Below are 16856 nucleotides of genomic sequence, written 5' to 3' on the forward strand. Positions count from 1 at the left end.
GGTGCTTCCTCTGTCTCGGGTGGTGCTCGGGGAGCGAACACCACCCACGGAGAGTAGTACCGTCTTCGCCGTTGCGCCTAGCGTCCCCGCGGGAACGCCGGAGGGTGTAGCACGTCGCGCGCGCGGTGAGAAATACAGGGAATGCGGGTGTAAAGTTTTTCGTATTATGGCTCTCAAGCACATCACGCACCTCGTCGACGATCTCGACGGTTCCGTCCTCGAAGAAGGACAGGGAAAGCAGATCACTTTCTCTCTCGAAGGTCGTACGTACGAAATCGACCTCTCCGACCGCAATGCCGACAAGTTCTATTCGGCGATCGCTCCTTTCGTCGACGCCGCGCGTTCGGCATCGCGAGGCGCGTCGACCACGCGTCGCACGCGTCCGGCCCGCCGCGCGAACGACGTCGATCTCGGTGCCGTTCGTGAATGGGCGCGCGCGAACGGACACACCGTGAGCGACCGCGGCCGTGTTCCCGCGACGGTTCTCGACGCCTACACGGAAGCCCATTCCTGAATTGACCTCGGCCGGATCCGCCTCGAGGACGGCGCCGATCGCGTCGACGTCGGTCACGCAATTCGCCGTTCTCGATGCGCTTCTGGGCGGCGTCTATTCGTCGGGCATCGCCGTTCCCGACGTGCGCCTTCTCGGCGACACCGGGATCGGCTGCTGCGAAGGCCTCGGCGGTGAGGTCGTCGTTCTCGACGGACAGCTCTTCGAGTGCACGACCGACGGCCCGCCCCGGCTGATGGACGACAGTGAGGTGCTGCCGTTCGTCGACGTCTGCACCCTGGCGGACGCGGCGACCGCGGAGGTCGAGGGCCTCGATCTCGACGGGATCGGCGACGCGGTCGACGCACGGCTCGCGAGCCGCAACCTGTTCCACGTCGTTCGCCTCGACGGAGTCGTCTCCCGCGTGAAGACGCGCGTCACGCGGCGGCAGGAGGCGCCCTTCCGGCCGCTCGCCGAGGTGGCGGCGGAGCAGATCGAGACCGTGACCGTGGACCGCGCCGGCTCGCTCGTGGGCTTCTGGATGCCCCGCATCTATCAGGGCATCACGGTGGCGGGTCTGCACCTGCATTTCCTCAGCGACGACCGGCTCGTCGGCGGCCACGTTCTCGAGGTGCAGCTGGATTCGGCCCGTCTGCGCGTGGCCGCGTTTGCCCGATTCACGTTGCAGTTGCCGCAGGATGCGCAATTCCTCGGTACCGAGCTGACGCACGACGACGACCATCGCATCGTGGCCGTCGAGGGTGGTCCGCTCACTTCATCGACCCGATGAAAGCGGATGATTCGGCGGGTGAATCTGCAATAGCAGACACCGGATCACCCGGGAATCCCGACTTAGGATGACGGCATGGCTAAAAAGCAGATCACCCAGTTGATCGACGATCTCGACGGCACGGTTCTCGACGACGGGGACACGGTTCGTTTCTCCCTCGACGGCCGGGCTTACGAACTCGACCTTTCCGCTGAGAACGCACAGACCCTCCGTGACGCTTTTGCGCCTTTCATCGCCGCGGGTCGTTCCGTCGGGTCGCCGTCGCCGAGTGGCCGCCGTGTTACCCGCGGACGGGCGACATCGTCACGGGATCTCGTCGACGTGCGCACCTGGGCCGCAAAGAACGGCCACGACATCAATGCGCGCGGGCGCATCTCGACGACAATTCTCGAGGCCTACGACGCCGCGCACTGACCTTTTCCGAAAAGAATCCGGATGCCGCGAGACCGCGGCATCCGGATTCTTTTTCGTTCACACGGGGGTGACGGCGCCCGCTCCGACGGAAAGTCGTTCGGCGGCCAGACCCTCGGCGGCGGCCAGAGGGGTCACCCCGCGGGTCTCGGCCTCGTCGAAGACGCGGCGGAGGGTGTCGCCGATGCCGGCGACGCGCCCCATGATCTCGTCGAGGGTGCCGCGTCGCTTGGCCACGAGGTCGAGGTAGATCACGCCGCCCGCGTTCACGACGAAGTCGGGGGCGTAGAGGATCCCGCGGCGGGACAACCGCTCCGCCCCCGCGCGCTCGGCCAGCGGGTTGTTCGCCGGACCGCACACCGCGCGCGCGTCGAGCGCGTCGATGACGTCGTCGGTGAGCACTCCACCGATGCCGGCCGGCACGAACACGTCGGCCGGAACCAGGTGCGCCTCGCCCGGCTCGACCCAGGCGGCACCGAGCTCGGCTGCCCGGGCGCGCTTGGCGGGATCGACGTCGGTGACGGTCAGGGCGGCGTGCTCCGACGCCAGGCGTTGGGCCAGTCGGCCGCCGACCTGGCCGAGGCCGGCGATCGTGATGCGGCGTCCCGCGACGTCGCCGGCGCCCACCGCACGCTCCAGGGTGGCGATGAGCGAGGCGTAGACACCCGAGCTCGTGGGGCCGGCGGGTTCGCCGGAGCCTCCGACGGAGTCGGGGAGACCCACCACGTGCGCGGTGCGCTCGCTGACGGTGAGCATGTCTTCGGTCGTGGATCCCACGTCCTCGGCGGTGCGGTACAGCCCGTCGAAGCTCTCGACGGCGTCACCCAGGTCGAGGAAGGCGGCACGGCGCCGGTCGGTGTCGAGCACCGTCCCCTCGGGAAGGCCGATCACCGACTTACCCCCGCCGGCGTCGAGACCGGCGGCCGCGTTCTTCAGCGTCATGGCGGCCGACAGGCGCAGCGCGTCACCGACCGCGTCGGTCCACGACGGGTAGGTCCACAGTCGCGCGCCGCCGAGGGCGGAGCCGAGAACCGAGGAGTGGAGGGCGACGGCGACGAGCAGACCGCTCCGCCGCCCCGTGATCACCTCCACGCGTTCGTGCGTGAAATCGGGCAGGGGGAGGGCGTGGGTCATCGCGTTCCTTGTCGTCGACCGCCTTGTGGGCGGTGCTCAGCGGGTGCCGCGGCGTTGCGGCATCCCCCTCCATTGTGACCCGGGGCCGCGGCGTGCGCGAGTGCGGCCTGCGCGAGTGCGGCGCGCAGCGGATGCCGAGAGCCCACGATCGGCGCGAGGACCCGCGAGGAGGTGCGACCTCGCGCGGACCGTGTGCTCTCGCGAGGGAGCGAGGGGGAACACCTAGGCTGACGCCATGAACCACGCCCTTCCCGCTCGCAGCCGTCTCGTCGCCGCCTCGCTCGAGGCCGCGGGCATCGAGGGGGCGATCATCGTGCTTCCGGATGCCGCCTCCACAGCCGCGCTCGCGGCGGCGGCGCTCGACATCGAGGTGGGGGCGATCGCCAACAGCCTCGTGTTCTGGAGCGACGACGAGCCGCTGCTGGTGATGACGAGCGGCGCGCACCGCGTGGACACGTCGGCGCTGGCGGAGCGGCTCGGGCGCGGGAGCATCCGCCGGGCGACGCCCGATCAGGTGCTCGCGGCCACGGGGCAGCCCATCGGGGGCGTCGCCCCCACCGGGCACCCGGCCCCGCTGACGACGATCGTCGATGAGGCGCTCGCGGAGTTCGCCGAGATCTGGGCGGCGGGCGGCACCCCGCACACGGTGTTCCCCCTGACGTTCGACGAGCTGGTTCGACTCACCGGCGGCACGGTGACGCGGGTCGCCTGAGAACATCGGGTCGCGCGACGTGTCGAAAGGCCGGACGACGGCGGTCGGGGGAGGCCGCCGCCGCCCGGCGGCTACGCTCCGGGCGAGGTCGTGAGCGCGGTCAGGCACACCACCGCGGCGGCGGCCGACCAGGCCTGGGGGCGGCACGCCGCGGGGTACGGCGTCGGCACCGACGAATGGGTGCGCGGGTCGCCGGAGTGCAGCTCGGGCACGCGGTAGGCGAAGCCCTCGGCCGCGTCGAGCAGCCCCTCGACGACCGCCCGCGCGTCGGCGCGGAGCCCGGCGCGCAGCATGCCGTGGGCGGCGATCGCGGTGTCGTGCACCCACACGCTGCCCCCGTGGTACGACAGCGGCCAGTAGCCCGCGGCCGCGGTCGACATCGTGCGGATGCCGTACCCGCTCGACATGCTCTCGCCGCGGAGCAGCCCCGCGACGTGCGCCTCATCGTCGGGTGAGAGGATGCCGGTCCCCAGCAGATGCCCGATGTTGCTGGTGAGGGTGTCGACGGGCTTCTTGTCGCGGTCGAGCGCGACGGCGGGGTACCGGCCCTCGGGAGTCTGGACCCAGTAGCTTTCGGCGAACCGCGCCTTCAGATCGGCCGCCCATCCGCGCCAGAACGCCGCCTCGGTGGCATCCGACTCGCTCCCGAGCGTGTCGAGCAGGTCGGCACCGGCGAGAGCCGCCTCGTAGGCATAGGCCTGCACCTCGCAGAGCGCGATCGGCCCCTCGGCGAGTCGCCCGTCGCGCCACTGGATCGAGTCGCCGGAGTCCTTCCACCCCTGGTTCGACAGGCCCGTACCCAGGCGATCGATGTAGTCGAGGAAGCCGTCGCCGTCGCTGTCGCCGCTGTCGCGGATCCAGCCGAGCGCGGCGCGCAGCGTCGGGAGCAGCTCCCGCACCTCGGCGTCGGGCATGCCGGCGCGCCAGGTGTCGGCGAGAAGGCAGATCCACAGGGGCGTGGAGTCGACGCTGCCGTAGTACTTCGGCGGCAGCACGATGCCCTCGCCGGGCATCTCAAGCGCCGAGGCGCGCAGCTCGTGCAGGATCTTGCCCGGCTCCTGCGCGGTCGACGCGTCGTCGTCGGCGCCCTGCAGCCGCGCGAGCACGCGCAGCGTGGACTCCGCGATCGCGCGGTCCAGCGGCAGAGTCAGACGCGCGGCCCAGATCGAATCGCGGCCGAAGAGCGTGAAGAACCACGGCGCTCCGGCGGCGTAGAACTCGTCGTCGGGGTGCTCGGGCAGCACGAGCCGCAGGGAGTCGAGATCGTCGAGCGCGGTGTGCAGCCACCGACCGAGCCGCGGGTCGGTGGTCGTCTGCGCGACGGCGGCGGCGTTCCACCGCGCGGGCGCCGCGGCCGAGCCGACGACGAGGGTGTCGTCGCGCAGGGTGAGGGTCCACGCGACCTCGACCGACCCGAGAGCGGGGATCTCGACGTCCCAGCGGGCGGTGAGCTCGCCGGCCCCGGATGCCACACATGCCCCCGGCGCGATCAGCTCGAGTCCCTGCGGGCCGGCGTCGACGAGCGCGCGATCACCGGCGAGCTCGATGTCGGCGGGGCGGGGGTGCGCGTGGCCCGACTTCACCTCGTGCAGTTGCGCGAACTCGGGACGGAGCGCGAGGTGCAGGGTCGTCACGACGGGGTGATCGACGCGCGAGCGCAGGGTCCAGGTTTCGCTGAGGTGCCCGTCGGACACCCGGCGATCGCGCAGCAGTCGCACCTTGGGATCCGGGGTCGCGTCGTCGAGCGCGCGCAGCAGACCGCCGAACACGATGCGCGACGCGCCGTCGGGAGCCGTCGAGATCCACTCGACGGGGGAGTCGTCGCAGCTCGCGGTCAGCGACCGCACGTGCCGCACATCACCGTGGTAGACCCCGTGCACGGCGGCGGAGCCCATGTCGCCGGTCGAATCGGACCACACCTGCGTGGGAGCGCGGAGCGCGATGACGGCGTCGTTCAACAGGGGCTGCACAGGAGTCGGGGTGGCCGTCGTCCCGGACACGCGCGAGGCGGGCGAGGTGGTGGGGGCGGTGGTCATTCTTTGACGGCTCCTTCACTGGCGTTCATGATGCGGCGCTGGAAGACGAAGAACACCACGGCGACGGGGATCGTCATGATGGCCGCGGCCGCGAGTTTGAGGGGGAACTGGCTGCCCTGGCTGAGCTGACCGCTCGCGAGGGCGGCGACGCCCTTGGTGAGGGTGGTCAGCTCGGGGGACTGGGTCGAGACGACGAAATGGCTCAGCTCGTTCCACGATCCCTGGAACGACAGGATGACGATCGTGATGAGCGCGGGGCGCGCCATGGGCAGCACGACCGACCAGAAGATGCGGAAGGTGCCGGCGCCGTCGACGCGCGCCTGCTCCTCGACGGACGGGGGGATCGACTCGAAGAAGTTCTTCATGATGAACACGCCCGCGGCATCCACGAGGAGCGGGAGGATCATGCCGGCGTACGAGTCGTAGATGCCGAGTTGATTGATCACGAGGAACTTCGGGATCAGCAGCACCACCGTGGGCACCGCCATGACCCCGACGAGTCCGGCGAACACGAGACCGCGTCCGCGGAACTGCAGGCGGGCGAGCGCGTAGCCGGCGAGGGAGTTGAAGAACACGCGGCCCAGGGTGACGAAGACGGTCACGATCGCGGAGTTGCCGAACCACACGGGGAAGTCGGAGTTCAGGAACAGGCGCTCGTATGCCGTCCACGTGAAGGGCTGCGGCGCGAGCGAGATCGGATCGGCCGCCGCCGCGGCATCCGTCTTGAACGAGGTCGCCACCTGCACCAGGAACGGATAGATGTAGATGACGGCGAGCACGATGAGCAGGACGTAGAGGCCGATCTGCCAGCGCAGGGCCTTGCCCGACAGGCGGTGCCGGCGGGGACGCCGGGGCCCCTCGATCCGCTGCTCCGCGAGGACGGTGGTCGCGGGGGATGCCGTGGCGGTCATCGCGTGCCTCCCTTCGTGCCGGTGCGTACCTCGTACTGCCGGATGCGGCGCCGCGAGACGGGACGGTCGCGCAGCACGAAGCGCTGCAGGATCGTCAGCGCGACGATGATGACGAACAGCACGAAGGCGATCGCGGCTCCCTGGCCCCACTGCTGCGACAGGAAGGCCGACGAGTAGCTGAGGTACGCGGGCGTCAGCGTCGTCTTGCCCGGGCCTCCCTGCGTGCCGGTGTAGATCTGGTCGAACACCTGCCACGTGCCGATGAGGCCCAGGGTCAGCACCGTGAACAGCACGGGCTTGAGCTGGGGGAGGGTGACGCGCCAGAACCGCTGCCATCCGGTCGCGCCGTCCATCATGGCGGCCTCCTGCACGTCGCCGCCGATGTTCTGCAGACCCGCGATGAACAGGAGCATGAAGGTTCCCGAGGTCGTGAACACGGCCATGACGATGAACGCCGACATCGCCACCGAGGGACCCGCGAGCCAGTCCCACCACGACACCCCGAGCAGGGTGTTGCCGGTGAGGAAGGCGGGGCCACTCGTGATGCCGACGGCGCCGAGAAGGTTGTGCACGACACCCGACGGGTCGCTGAACCAGTTGGGACCGTTGATGCCGAGCCACGACAGCACCTCGTTGACGGCGCCCGAGGCCGAGAAGAGGAACAGCCACAGCACGGTGATGGCCACCGAGCTCGTGACCGAGGGGAAGTAGAAGGCGGTGCGGAACAGCCCGCGACCGCGCAGGACCGCGCGGTTGACCAACACGGCGAGGAAGAGCGAGAGCGCGGTCTGCAGGGGCACGACCAGCAGCACGTACCAGCCGTTGTTGCGCAGGGCCGTTCCGAAGTCGCGTTCGGCCAAACCCCCGCCGGTGGTGACGGCGGCGTAGTTGTCGACGCCGACGAAGTTCACGTTCGACGAGAAGGGGCTGCCGCGCCCGGTCCAGTCCGAGAAGCTCACCCACAGCGCCATCAGCACGGGGACGAGCAGGAAGACGCCGAGGATGATCAGCACGGGGGCGGTGAACAGCCAGCCGGCGGCGGCCTCGCCGCGCCGGATCCCCGAGGAGGGGGACCCGGCGCGGCGGGACGCGGTGGTGAGAGCACTCATGAGGGTTTCGCGTTTCGTGGGCGCGATTACTTGACGATGGCCTCGAGGTTGGACTGCGCCGTCTGCAGCAGCGCCTGCGGGTCGCCGGTCTTCAGCGACTCGAGCTGGGCGTTGAAGTCGGTGATGACGTCGGCTGCGCCCGCCATGTTCGGCGGGAACTGGGCGTACTCGGCGCCGGCGAGGAACGCCGTCAGCGTCGGGTTCGCGCTCGTCCACGCGTCGGCGGCGGACTGGATCGAGGGCATCGGGCCGAAGGCCTGCGAGAACGCCAGCTGCTGGTCGGTGCCGGTGAGGTACTCCACGAGCGAGCGGGCCTGCTCCTGGTTGCCGCCGTCGGCGGCCATGCCCCAGCAGTTGGTGAACTGGAGGGTGCCCTTGCCGCCGGGGCCGGCGGGAAGCTCGGCGACGGTGTAGTTCACGTCGGGGTAGTCGGCCGACATCGCGCCGGTGATCCAGTTGCCCTCGATGACCATCGCGGCCTTCTGGGTGCCGAGCGCCTCGCCGCCCCAGCCCGCGCCCACGTCGGACGCGAACGCGAAGGTGCCGTCGTTCAGGTGCGTCTTCACGTAGGTCAATGCCTCGACGTTCTCGGGGCTGTCGGCCGTGGCCTGCCCGTCGGTGACGAGGCCGCCGCCCGCTTGCGCCATGAAGGCGCCGACGCGCTGGTACTCGGCGCCGAACGCGAGTCCGACGCGGCCGTCGACCGTGAGGCGCTGCGCGACGGATGCCAATTCGTCCCACGTCGTGGGGATGTCGGCATCCGTGAGTCCGGCGGCCGACCACAGATCGGCGTTGATGATCAGCGCGAGCGTCGAGAAGTCCTTGGGTGCGCAGTAGAAGGTGCCGTCGACGGTGAAGTTGTCGACCAGCGAGGGGTAGAAGTCGTCTTTGTTGGCCAGGTCGTCGCCGTAGGCCGCGATCGATCCGTTGGCGGCGTAGCCCGCGAGGGCCTCGGGCGCGAGGTAGAAGAGGTCGGGCGGGGAACCGGCGGCGAAGCCCTGCGACAGCTGCTGGGGCAGGTCGTTCGCGGTCTGCACCTCGGCCTCGACGCCGGACTGCTCGCTCCAGGCGGCGACGGCATCGGTGACGGCCTTCGTCTCGGCGTCGCCCGAGGAGCCGATGAGCAGGCTGAGCTTTCCGCTGCCGGACGCCTGGTTCTCGCCGGGTGTGTCGGAAAAGCCCGAGCCGCAGGCGGTCAGCGCGAGGGCGCCGGTGGCCAGCAGGGCGCCGGCGCCGAGCCAGGTGCGCGCGCGGCGGATGGGAGTGTGCCGTGTCATGTGTCTCTCTCCTTCGATGAGGCATGCGACCCCTCCGCGGTGCTCGGAGGGCCAGAGTTTGAACGTTCAAACTGTGGTGCGACTACGGTAAGGAGGGGGAGCGGCGTCTGTCAAGCGGTTGTCGCGCGGCTTAGGCTGACGGTCTGGACGGCGTCGGTCCGCCCGAATGGACGAGCGAGGGGGTCGCATGGCGAAGGCGCCCACCGTCGACGACGTCGCCCGTGTCGCGGGCGTCTCGCGCCAGACCGTCTCGAACGTCGTGAACACCCCCGACATCGTGCGCGAGTCGACGCGGCTGCGCGTCGAGGCCGCGATCGCCGAGCTCGGCTACCGGCCGCACGCCGCGGCCCGGCGTCTGCGCACGCGCCGCAGCTCGACCATCGGCATCCACCTCGATCCCTATGCCGGGGGGATCTCGGGCGTCGTGCTCGACCGTTTCGTGCACGCCCTCACCGAACGGGCGGGAGAGCGCGACATGCGCGTCCTGCTCTACGCCGCGCGCACCCCGGAAGAAGAGATCGCGCGCCTCGGCGACCTGCTCGAAGGTGGCGAGGTCGACGCCGTCGTGGTGACCGGAACGTTCCACGGCGACCCCCGCACCGGGTGGCTGACGGCGCGGAACCTCCCCTTCGTCTCGTTCGGTCGCCCCTGGGGAGAAGACGACGTCGAAGCCCCCGCGCACCTGTGGGTCGACGTCGACGGCGCGGCGGGCACCCGCGCCGCCACGCGACACGCCCTCGAGCGCGGAGCGGGACCGGTGGCGTTCCTCGGCTGGCCCCGCGGGTCGGGCACCGGCGACGAACGCGAGCGAGGCTGGCGCGAGGCCGTCGCCGACGCCGGGCGCCAGCCGGTGCGCTGGACGGTCGAAGAGAACGTCGCCGCAGCCCGCGACACCGTCGCCGCGGGGCTGGCGGACACCCCCGGCATCGGCGCGATCGTCTGCGCGAGCGACTCCCTGGCGATCGGCGCCCATCTCGCCGCCAGCGTCGCCGGGCGCGACGATCTCGTCATCGTCGGCTTCGACAACACCCCGGCGGTCGAGGCTCTCGGGATGTCGAGCGTCGAGCAGCTCCCCGAGCGGGTGGCATCCGGAGCCCTCGACCTGCTCATGGGCGAGAACGGCACCATCGTCGCCCCCCGCGCGGCCGTCGCCGGCGCCGCGCACGTGCTGGTGGAGCCGCGGCTCGTCGTTCGCTGAGACGCGGGGCGGGTTCCGCGGCGCGGGTGCCCGGGCTGCGGTGGTGCGGGCGAGTCCGCCCGGTCCGCGGCGGTGCGGCGGCCCGGCCCGCGGCGGCGCAGACGCTCAGACCGTTGAGTGTCCGAGACACGCCGTTCGGGAGGGCTGGGTGCGGCGTGTCTTGGACACTCGGCAGGGTTTGAGGCGGGCGAGGCGGGGCGGTGGGCGGGGCGCGCTTCGGCGGACTGTGGCGTGACGGGCGCGGACGCCCGGCCCGCGGCGGCGCGGACGCCGAGACCGTTGAGTGTCCGGGACACGCCGTTCGAGAGGGGCGAGGTGCGGCGTGTCTTGGACACTCGACGGGGCTTGCGTCGGCCGGGCGGGCGGGACGGCGCGCGGCGGCGTGCCTCGCTTCGCCCGCGCTGCGGCGTGACCGCTGCGGACACGAGCCCGTTGAGTGTCCGAGACATGCCGCACGGGAGGGGTTGGATGCGGCGTGTCTTGGACACTCAACAAGGGTTTGCGTCGTGCGGGGCGGGGCGGCGGGCGGAGACTGAGCTCGCGGGGGCCGGACTCGCGCGGGCCGGGCCGGGAGGCGGGGCGGCGGGCCTCAGCCGGGGCGGCCGATCCGGCGGGCCAGCTCCGCGGCCGTCGCCGAGGCCGCCTCGGCGAGGGCGGCGGCGTCGCGCTCCACGCCCTCGGCCGGCCAGGTGAGCGCCACGGCAGCGGCGGGCCACCCGGTGTGATCCCGCACGGCCGCGGCCACCGAACGGAACCCGGGGGTGACCTCGCCGTCTTCGCTCGCGAACCCGGCGGCGCGCACGTCGCGCAGCATCTCGCGCAGCGCGCGCGGAGTCGCGGGACCGAGACCATGCCGCTGCGTGAGGGCCGTGGCATCCGGGAACGACGCCCTCACCTGCTCGCGCGGGAGGGCTGCGAGCATCGCGCGTCCCGTCGCGGTGAGGTGCGCGGGCAGGCGCACCCCGACGTCGGTCACCAGCGCGGGGCGGCGCGGGGCGCGCTCCTCGACGATGTACAGCACGTCGCGCCCGGTGAGCACGGCAAGGTGTGCGCTCTCGCCGACGCGGTCCGACAGGGCGGCGAGCAGCGGGCGCCCGAGGCGGGCGAGCGGCTGCTGCCGGGCGTAGCCGCCGCCGAGTTCGAAGGCCGCGGTGCCGAGCCCCCAGCGCCGGTCGCCGGGCAGGTGCACCACGTACCCGTGCTGCTCGAGGGTGGCGAGCAGGTGGTACGTGCTCGATCGGGGGATGCCGAGCGTGGTCGCGATCGTCTGCGCGGCGACCGGCCCGGGCTGGCGCGCGAGCAGCGAGAGGATCCGCAGCGTCTGGTCGGCGGCGGGAACCTGCGGGGCGGGAACGTCTGGCATGACAGACACAGGATGCCAGATCCCCGCCACACGGGGCCCTCGTCGCGATGGAATCAGGGCATGAACTCAAGCGTCACCGTCGGATCCACCCCCCTCGCCCCCCGCGACGTCGTCGCCGTCGCCCGCCACGACGCCCGCGTCGAGGTGGCCGCCGAGGCGTTGCGCCGGGTCGCCGACACCCGCTCACTCATCGAGGCACTCGCCGACGACCCGCAGCCGCACTACGGCATCTCGACGGGCTTCGGCGCCCTCGCGACGACGTTCATCGCCGAGGACCGGCGCGCGCAGCTGCAGGCCAGCCTCATCCGCTCGCACGCCGCCGGCACCGGCGCCGAGGTCGAGCGCGAGGTCGTGCGCGCCCTGATGCTGCTGCGCCTGCAGACCCTCGCGACAGGGCGCACGGGCGTGCGTCCCGCAGTGGTCGAGACGTACGCGGCGCTGCTGAACGCCGGCATCACCCCGGTGGTGCGCGAGTACGGCTCGCTCGGCTGCTCGGGAGACCTGGCCCCGCTGTCGCACGTGGCGCTCGCGGTCATGGGCGAGGGCGAGGTGCGCGACGGCGAAGGACGCGCCACGACGGCCGCCGAGGCGCTCGCCGCCGCCGGCATCGCCCCGCTCGCCCTGCGCGAGAAAGAGGGGCTCGCCCTCATCAACGGCACCGACGGCATGCTGGGCATGCTGCTGCTCGCCCTGCACGACATCGACATGCTGTTGACGACCGCCGACGTGTCGGCCGCGATCTCGATCGAGTCGCAGTTGGGCACCGACGCCGTCTTCGCCGCCGACCTGATGGCTCTTCGTCCCCAGCTCGGTCAGGCCGCGTCGGCGGCGAACCTGCGGGCGTTCCTCGCCGGCTCGCCGATCGTCGCGAGCCACCGGGGCCCGCAGTGCACGCGCGTGCAGGACGCCTACTCGCTGCGCTGCGCCCCCCAGGTGCACGGCGCCGCCCGCGACACGGTGGCGCACGCGGCGGCCGTCGCCGACCGCGAGCTGCTCTCGGCCGTCGACAACCCGGTCGTCACCGTCGATGGGCGCGTCGAGTCGAACGGCAACTTCCACGGCGCCCCGGTGGCCCACGTGCTGGACTTCCTCGCCATCGCGGTCGCCGACGTGGCATCCATGTCGGAGCGACGCACCGACCGCGCGCTCGACGTGGCCCGCAGCAACGGTCTGCCGCCGTTCCTCGCCGACGAGGTGGGCGTCGACAGCGGCCTGATGATCGCGCAGTACGCCGCCGCGGGCATCGTCTCGGAGCTCAAGCGCCTGGCCGTGCCGGCGTCGGTCGATTCGATCCCCTCGAGCGCGATGCAGGAGGACCACGTGTCGATGGGCTGGGCCGGTGCCCGCAAGCTCCGTCGCGCCGTCGACGGGCTCGCCCGTGTGCTCGCCATCGAGGTGATGACCGGATGCCGTGCCCTCGACCTCCGCGCCCCGCTCGCGCCCGCGGCCGCCACCGGCGCCGTGCGCGACCTCGTGCGCACGCGGGTCGCGGGCCCCGGGCCCGACCGGTTCGTCTCCCCTGAGATCGAGGCCGTCACCGACCTCGTGCTCTCGGGTGCCGTCGCGGGGGCCGCCCTCGCGCGGATCGAATCAGATCGCGCCTGACCGATACGACGGCAGGTGCCCCGCGCGAAGGGCGGGTGGGTACGCGGGTGCGGCCGACCGCGGCTCTCAGGGCGTCAGCAGCTCGAACTCGTCGGGCGGGGTGGCATCCACGTCGTCCCAGGTTCCTTCGTGCCAGGTGAACACGGCCACGGCGCACGTGACCATGCGCTCGTCGCGATCAGCCAGGCGCGACACCAGCGCGCTCATGCCCGGGTCGTGGGCCACCACCATGACCTCGTCGACGCCGGCGGCGCGCGCGGCGGCCAGCAGATGGTCGGGGTCGGCGAGGTACAGGTCGGCCTGCTCGACGACGTCGACCTCGAACGCCCGGCCGAAGGCCTCGGCGGTCTGGCGGGCGCGCAGCGCCGTGCTCGACAGCAGCACCTCGGGGCGCACGCCCTGACGCACCACGCGGCGCGCCATGACCGGCGCATCTCGGCGTCCCCGGTCGTTGAGCGGGCGGTCATGATCGTCGAGGCCCTCGTCGGCCCAGTCTGATTTCGCGTGTCGCGCGAGGATGAGTTGGATCATCGTCTTTCCGCCAATCCGGGCAGGAGTTCGAGGGTGCACGGCGCGGCGAGCCGCACGGTGCGGGCGTGGTCGGTGTCGGCGCTGGCGGCGCCGGGGTGTGAGGCGGGGGAGCGTCGTCGCCCCGCGGTGCGGCCGGCGCGCACGGACGCGTCACCGACGCGCGACCGCAGCGAACCCAGGGACGGAGCGCTCATGCGGCCACGTACACCCATGCTCGGAGGCCGCTCGCCAGGCTGACCGAGGCACGGCGGTACAGCGACACCTCGTACTCGTCGGCCGCGTCGAGCTCCTCGGCGGTCAACGTCAGGACGCGACCGAACACGCGGTCGTGCGCGTCGCCCGTCTGCCGCAGGATCGGGTGCTTGTCGAGGCCCGAGAGCTGCGCCACGCGCTCGTCGTCGATGTCGGTCCATTCGAGGCGGTACCCGGGCAGCGTGTCGGCGTCACCGCCGACCAGGCGGCCGAACGTGTCGAGCTGCACGTCGGGCAGCTGCAGCGTCCCGTAGGTGAAGAGGAGCTCGAGCCCCGAACCGTCGCTCACGCGCCCCAGGCTACCCACCCGGTGGCCCCGACGGGCGGTGCGACGCGATGGCCGTCACGGCACGATCGTCGGAGCTGTGCGCCGCGCCGCCGGAGGACGGCCGTCGCGGCCCCGCTCCCGGACCTTCGCGCCGGGCCGCCTCGAGTCGAGAGCCCTCTCCGCCCCGCCGCCGGAGCCTCACGCCGGGCTGCCGGGCGACGACACGAGACGCTCACGAGCCCCATGCGAAGTGCGCGATCGTGAAGATCGCGAGGCCCGCGAGGGCGCCGACGATCGTGCCGTTCAAGCGGATGTACTGCAGGTCGCGACCGACCATGAGCTCGATCTTCTCGGTCGTCTCTTCGGCGTCCCACCGTTCGACGGTGTCGGTGATGATCGAGGCGATGTCGTGCCGGTAGCGTCCGACGACGAACACGGCGGCGTCGGTCACCCACCCGTCGACCCGTTTCTGCAGGGTCTCGTCGTGCTGCAGGCGGCTCCCGACCTCGGCGAGGGCGGCCGAGGCCCGGCGGCGCAGGGCGCTCTCGGGGTCGGCGAGGGCGCGCAGCAGTCCGCTCTTCGCGGTGTTCCAGGCATCGGCGGCGAGTTGACGCACGCGCGGGCTGTCGAACACCGAGGCCTTGGCTTCTTCGAGGCGCACCATGGTGGCGGGGTCGTGCTGCAGGTTGTCGGCGAGGCGGCGGAGGTAGCCGTCGATCGCCCCGCGAGCCTGGTGCCGCGGGTCGGCGCGCACGGCGTCGACGAACTGCACGGCCTCGCGGTAGACGGTGTCGTCGACGAGTCGCGTGGCCATGCTCGGCACCCACGCCGGCATGCGGCGCGAGACGAGGCCGTCGAAGACCTCGCGGTTGTTGCCGAGCCACACGGCGATGTTGTCGAGAGCGAGGTCGACGGCGCCGTGGTGGGCGCCCGACCCGACGACGCGTTCGAGCCACCCGCCGATCGAGGGGCCCCAGTCGGGCGAGAGCAGGTGCTCGCGGGCGAGGTCTTCGATGAGCGTCTGAACGTCGTCGTCGCTCAGTGCCGCGAGCACGCTGGTCGCGAGCGTCGCGCCCTCGGCGGCGAGGCGGTCGGCGTGCGCGGGCTCGGCGAGCCAGGCTCCCGCGCGGGCGGCGAGCGGCGTGGACTCGAGCTTCGTGCGCACGACGTCGCCCTCGAGGAAGTTGGTCTCGACGAACTCGCCGAGCTGCTTGCCGATCTCGTCTTTGCGTCGGGGGATGATCGCGGTGTGGGGGATGGGAAGGCCCAGCGGATGCCGGAACAGCGCCGTGACGGCGAACCAGTCGGCCAGTGCACCGACCATTCCGCCCTCGGCCGCGGCGCGGACGTACTGCATCCACTCGATCTCGCGCTGCAGCGAGAACGAGATCGCGAAGATGACCGCCATGCCCAGCAGCGCGCCGAGGGCGACGCCCTTCATCACGCGTAGCGCGCGGCGGCGTTCCTGGTCGGCCGGGCTGAGCAGGGTCGACGGGGTGCGGGCCATCACGCGGTCACCGGCCCGAGCCAGGCCGAGGCGGCGGTGGAGTGCGCCGATTCGGGATCGGAGGGATGGAACATGCCGGCGAGGACGTCTCGGTAGAGGCGGCTCAGCTCGGTGCGCGAGAAGTACGCCGATCCGCCGGCGACGAGGACCGCATCGTCGACGACCGACTTGGCCATGGTGACGGCGCGGTGCTTGACGCCGGCCAGCAGTGAGAACCACCGGGCGCCGTGGTCGACCACCGCGTCGACGTCGGCGCTCAGGGCGGCGAGCTGCGGGGGCAGCGCCTCGTAGGCGATCGCCATTCCGGCGACGCGTCGACGGATGTCGGGGTCGTTCGCGTACGTCGTGCCCGTCTTCTTCGACCGCTTCGACGTCGCCGCCTCGACCGCGAGGTCGAGCGCGCGCCGGGCGATGCCCGTGTAGACCGATGCGAGCAGGATCTCGAAGACGGCGAAGATGCCGAAGACGAGGGCGTCGGGCTGCGGTCCGGGATCGATGCGCCGCACGACGCGGTCGGCCGATGCGCGGGCGTGGCGCAGGTCGGTGGTGCGACTCTGCGTTCCGCGCATACCGAGGGTGTCCCAGTCGTCGCGGGTGACGACGGCCTCGTCACGGTCGAGGAAGGCGAACACCATCTTCGGCGCGTCGGGCGACGTGGTGTCGAGCCCGTGGACGCCCAGATGGGTCCACACCGGCGAGAGCGAGGTGAAGATCTTCGTACCGGTGAAGGCGTACCCACCGTCACCGTCGGGGACGGCGTCGGTGTCGCTGCCGAAGAGCACCAGGTCGTTGCCGGCCTCGCTGATGCCGAAGGCGAACACCTCGCCCGCGGCGGCCCCGCGCTGGACGAACTCGAGGTCGTCGATCCCACGATCGCGCAGCACCTTCGCCACCCCGGTCCACACCAGGTGCATGTTGATCGCGAGCGCGGTCGCCGGGGCGGCCCCCGCCAGGCGCTGCTGCAGCACCGACGCCTCGGCCAGGGTCAGTCCCGCGCCGCCGAGCTCCGCCGGCACCAGGATGCCGAGATACCCGGCCGCGCGCAGCTCGTCGAGGTCGTCGTGCGGAAAGGTGTTGTCGCGGTCGTGCACCACGGCCCGCTCGCGGATGCGCGCGAGGAGGTCATCGGGCAGGTACTGCGCCGGATCGAACGGGGTCATGGCATCCATTCTGCTCGGGTGCGCCGACATCGCGGGCGGGGTGGCAGCGGGTGCCGAAAGCTGCAGCACGATCCGACGCCGCTCCGGCCGTCGTCGCCGGGG

17 protein-coding genes are annotated in these 16856 nt (G+C 71.9%); 6 read left to right on the forward strand and 11 right to left on the reverse strand.

The genetic code is table 11. The features are described 5' to 3' along the window. Position 1: 1 nt before the first annotated feature. From BJP65_RS14450 to BJP65_RS14460, 3 genes are all read left to right on the forward strand, one after another. Positions 2-514 (forward strand): Lsr2 family protein, encoded by a 513-nt coding sequence (locus BJP65_RS14450; protein WP_308447282.1) that lies wholly within the window; start codon positions 2-4, stop codon positions 512-514. Position 515: 1 nt separating this feature from the next. Continuing rightward, positions 516-1280 (forward strand): acetolactate decarboxylase, encoded by a 765-nt coding sequence (locus BJP65_RS14455; protein ID WP_055838085.1) that lies wholly within the window; start codon positions 516-518, stop codon positions 1278-1280. 75 nt (positions 1281-1355) lie between these two features. Beyond that, positions 1356-1694, forward strand: a complete 339-nt coding sequence (locus tag BJP65_RS14460) for an Lsr2 family protein (RefSeq protein WP_055838082.1) — start codon at positions 1356-1358, stop codon at positions 1692-1694. Between the two features lie 57 nt (positions 1695-1751). Here BJP65_RS14460 and BJP65_RS14465 read toward each other — a convergent pair whose 3' ends face one another. After that, the gene (locus tag BJP65_RS14465) at positions 1752-2825 is read right to left on the reverse strand and encodes a Glu/Leu/Phe/Val dehydrogenase family protein (protein ID WP_070409591.1); all 1074 of its coding nucleotides are present in this window, start codon (positions 2823-2825) and stop codon (positions 1752-1754) included. A gap of 235 nt (positions 2826-3060) precedes the next feature. Here BJP65_RS14465 and BJP65_RS14470 point away from each other — a divergent pair, with 235 nt between their 5' ends. Continuing rightward, the gene (locus tag BJP65_RS14470) at positions 3061-3537 is read left to right on the forward strand and encodes a YbaK/EbsC family protein (protein ID WP_070409592.1); all 477 of its coding nucleotides are present in this window, start codon (positions 3061-3063) and stop codon (positions 3535-3537) included. Between the two features lie 71 nt (positions 3538-3608). Here BJP65_RS14470 and BJP65_RS14475 read toward each other — a convergent pair whose 3' ends face one another. The 4 genes from BJP65_RS14475 to BJP65_RS14490 are packed head-to-tail and all read right to left on the reverse strand — an operon-like array spanning position 3609 to position 8870. Continuing rightward, positions 3609-5573, reverse strand: coding sequence for a glycogen debranching N-terminal domain-containing protein (locus tag BJP65_RS14475; protein ID WP_083285880.1), 1965 nt, complete (start codon positions 5571-5573; stop codon positions 3609-3611). Continuing rightward, positions 5570-6484: a carbohydrate ABC transporter permease gene (locus BJP65_RS14480; protein WP_070409593.1), complete on the reverse strand. Its 915-nt coding sequence runs from the start codon at positions 6482-6484 to the stop codon at positions 5570-5572. The genes BJP65_RS14475 and BJP65_RS14480 overlap by 4 nt, the downstream gene beginning before the upstream one ends. Continuing rightward, positions 6481-7593: a carbohydrate ABC transporter permease gene (locus BJP65_RS14485; protein ID WP_055838070.1), complete on the reverse strand. Its 1113-nt coding sequence runs from the start codon at positions 7591-7593 to the stop codon at positions 6481-6483. Before BJP65_RS14485 ends, BJP65_RS14480 begins: the two co-directional genes overlap by 4 nt. A gap of 26 nt (positions 7594-7619) precedes the next feature. Then, complete coding sequence (locus BJP65_RS14490) at positions 7620-8870, reverse strand: extracellular solute-binding protein (protein WP_055938000.1); 1251 nt, start codon at positions 8868-8870, stop codon at positions 7620-7622. A gap of 187 nt (positions 8871-9057) precedes the next feature. Here BJP65_RS14490 and BJP65_RS14495 point away from each other — a divergent pair, with 187 nt between their 5' ends. Then, positions 9058-10068: a LacI family DNA-binding transcriptional regulator gene (locus BJP65_RS14495; protein ID WP_070409594.1), complete on the forward strand. Its 1011-nt coding sequence runs from the start codon at positions 9058-9060 to the stop codon at positions 10066-10068. Positions 10069-10657: 589 nt separating this feature from the next. Here BJP65_RS14495 and BJP65_RS14500 read toward each other — a convergent pair. Next, on the reverse strand, positions 10658-11431 hold the full coding sequence (locus tag BJP65_RS14500) for an IclR family transcriptional regulator (protein ID WP_070409595.1): 774 nt from the start codon (positions 11429-11431) through the stop codon (positions 10658-10660). Between the two features lie 60 nt (positions 11432-11491). Between BJP65_RS14500 and hutH the strand changes: the two genes are divergently transcribed. Further along, a complete protein-coding gene (gene hutH, locus BJP65_RS14505) occupies positions 11492-13036 on the forward strand; it encodes a histidine ammonia-lyase (RefSeq protein ID WP_070409596.1) in 1545 nt (514 codons plus the stop codon). Positions 13037-13102: 66 nt separating this feature from the next. Here the strand turns inward: hutH and BJP65_RS14510 are convergent, their stop codons facing one another. The 5 genes from BJP65_RS14510 to BJP65_RS14525 form a co-directional block, all read right to left on the reverse strand. Continuing rightward, a complete protein-coding gene (locus tag BJP65_RS14510) occupies positions 13103-13567 on the reverse strand; it encodes a histidine phosphatase family protein (RefSeq protein WP_070409597.1) in 465 nt (154 codons plus the stop codon). After that, positions 13564-13761, reverse strand: coding sequence for a hypothetical protein (locus tag BJP65_RS16685; RefSeq protein WP_156458783.1), 198 nt, complete (start codon positions 13759-13761; stop codon positions 13564-13566). The genes BJP65_RS14510 and BJP65_RS16685 overlap by 4 nt, the downstream gene beginning before the upstream one ends. Then, positions 13758-14108, reverse strand: a complete 351-nt coding sequence (locus tag BJP65_RS14515) for a gamma-glutamylcyclotransferase family protein (RefSeq protein WP_156784914.1) — start codon at positions 14106-14108, stop codon at positions 13758-13760. The genes BJP65_RS16685 and BJP65_RS14515 overlap by 4 nt, the downstream gene beginning before the upstream one ends. Positions 14109-14319: 211 nt before the next feature. Then, complete coding sequence (locus tag BJP65_RS14520; protein WP_070409598.1) at positions 14320-15594, reverse strand: DUF445 domain-containing protein; 1275 nt, start codon at positions 15592-15594, stop codon at positions 14320-14322. Beyond that, a complete protein-coding gene (locus BJP65_RS14525; RefSeq protein WP_070409599.1) occupies positions 15594-16754 on the reverse strand; it encodes an acyl-CoA dehydrogenase family protein in 1161 nt (386 codons plus the stop codon). The genes BJP65_RS14520 and BJP65_RS14525 overlap by 1 nt, the downstream gene beginning before the upstream one ends. Positions 16755-16856: the final 102 nt, after the last annotated feature.

This window comes from Microbacterium sp. BH-3-3-3 (assembly GCF_001792815.1).
GTDB lineage: Bacteria > Actinomycetota > Actinomycetes > Actinomycetales > Microbacteriaceae > Microbacterium.

Coding starts and splice junctions, on each gene's coding strand:
- BJP65_RS14460 (WP_055838082.1), top strand. CDS start 1,356: ATGGCTAAAAAGCAGATCACCCAGTTGATCGACGATCTCGACGGCACG.
- BJP65_RS14465 (WP_070409591.1), bottom strand. CDS start 2,825: ATGACCCACGCCCTCCCCCTGCCCGATTTCACGCACGAACGCGTGGAG.
- BJP65_RS14470 (WP_070409592.1), top strand. CDS start 3,061: ATGAACCACGCCCTTCCCGCTCGCAGCCGTCTCGTCGCCGCCTCGCTC.
- BJP65_RS14475 (WP_083285880.1), bottom strand. CDS start 5,573: ATGACCACCGCCCCCACCACCTCGCCCGCCTCGCGCGTGTCCGGGACG.
- BJP65_RS14480 (WP_070409593.1), bottom strand. CDS start 6,484: ATGACCGCCACGGCATCCCCCGCGACCACCGTCCTCGCGGAGCAGCGG.
- BJP65_RS14485 (WP_055838070.1), bottom strand. CDS start 7,593: ATGAGTGCTCTCACCACCGCGTCCCGCCGCGCCGGGTCCCCCTCCTCG.
- BJP65_RS14490 (WP_055938000.1), bottom strand. CDS start 8,870: ATGACACGGCACACTCCCATCCGCCGCGCGCGCACCTGGCTCGGCGCC.
- BJP65_RS14495 (WP_070409594.1), top strand. CDS start 9,058: ATGGCGAAGGCGCCCACCGTCGACGACGTCGCCCGTGTCGCGGGCGTC.
- BJP65_RS14500 (WP_070409595.1), bottom strand. CDS start 11,431: ATGCCAGACGTTCCCGCCCCGCAGGTTCCCGCCGCCGACCAGACGCTG.
- hutH (WP_070409596.1), top strand. CDS start 11,492: ATGAACTCAAGCGTCACCGTCGGATCCACCCCCCTCGCCCCCCGCGAC.
- BJP65_RS14510 (WP_070409597.1), bottom strand. CDS start 13,567: ATGATCCAACTCATCCTCGCGCGACACGCGAAATCAGACTGGGCCGAC.
- BJP65_RS16685 (WP_156458783.1), bottom strand. CDS start 13,761: ATGAGCGCTCCGTCCCTGGGTTCGCTGCGGTCGCGCGTCGGTGACGCG.
- BJP65_RS14520 (WP_070409598.1), bottom strand. CDS start 15,594: ATGGCCCGCACCCCGTCGACCCTGCTCAGCCCGGCCGACCAGGAACGC.
- BJP65_RS14525 (WP_070409599.1), bottom strand. CDS start 16,754: ATGACCCCGTTCGATCCGGCGCAGTACCTGCCCGATGACCTCCTCGCG.